The 924-nt window shown below is 42.9% G+C and carries 1 protein-coding gene; it reads right to left on the bottom strand.

Going from position 1 to position 924, the window contains the following annotated elements:
* Window positions 1-7 precede the first annotated feature (7 nt).
* Window positions 8-751: a DNA methyltransferase gene (locus AK963_RS29670; RefSeq protein ID WP_274520573.1), complete on the bottom strand. Its 744-nt coding sequence runs from the start codon at window positions 749-751 to the stop codon at window positions 8-10.
* Window positions 752-924 lie beyond the last annotated feature (173 nt).

Raw genomic sequence — 924 nt, forward strand, 5'->3', positions numbered from 1 at the left:
CCCGCCCTTAGATACTTTTCACATCGTCAATGCCAAACTGCTTGAGCACCTGAATGGCATTGGTTTTAACGACTGGGTCAGCAAAGCCAGCGTCTTTGAACACCACGCGCATGACTTCCGGTTGCAATTCTTTCTTGAGATCACCAATGGCATTGACGACATCGAGAGTGATCTCATCATCCAGACAGATCATCAGAGCGCCGCAGCCAATGTTGTGCACGGTTTTACCGGCGAGAATGTGTTCTTCGATGGGCAGGGTCAGGTCGAGGCCGTATTTCAGCAGGATTTCGTAGAGTACATCGTCGGCGGTGCGGTCTTTTTTCAGGCTGTCATCCGCTGCGGCAATCATATCTTCCAGGTTGTCGAAATCGGCATCCCAGGGTTTGATATTGCTGGAGTCGAGTTTGAAAACTTTGAAGCCGGTATCTAGGTTTTCTTTATCAACTTTATTACCTGCTCTTCTAATACGCTCTTTACAAACATCTGAGATTGTTTTGAATCCAGCCTTATACTCGTCACTTTTCTTGTCACAAGGTTCAGGAAGCTGAACGGTGATAAACCTTACTTCATGGTTAAATTTTTCATTAAACGAAAATGTTGATGCTGCTGTTGTTCCATATCCGGCAAAGAAATCTAAAATGATATCATCTTTCTTTACTGACATGCTTAGTATGTTATGCATTAAAAATGGCGACTTGGGATAGTCGGGGCTGATATTATTAAATAGCTTTTTGAACTCGCGGGTGGCCACATCAGATGATATCGCACCTCCCCACCAAAATGATTTTGGCTTTGAAGGGAATGTAATTTAAATTGTGTAAACGCTTGTCGTTAATACTCCAAAATGGAGAATAACAATGAGCGTTGAAATCAACGAAAAACTGGTAGATCAAATAGCCAGTCAGATTAAAACTCAGGATGATC

Source organism: Endozoicomonas atrinae (assembly GCF_001647025.1).
Lineage (GTDB): Bacteria > Pseudomonadota > Gammaproteobacteria > Pseudomonadales > Endozoicomonadaceae > Endozoicomonas > Endozoicomonas atrinae.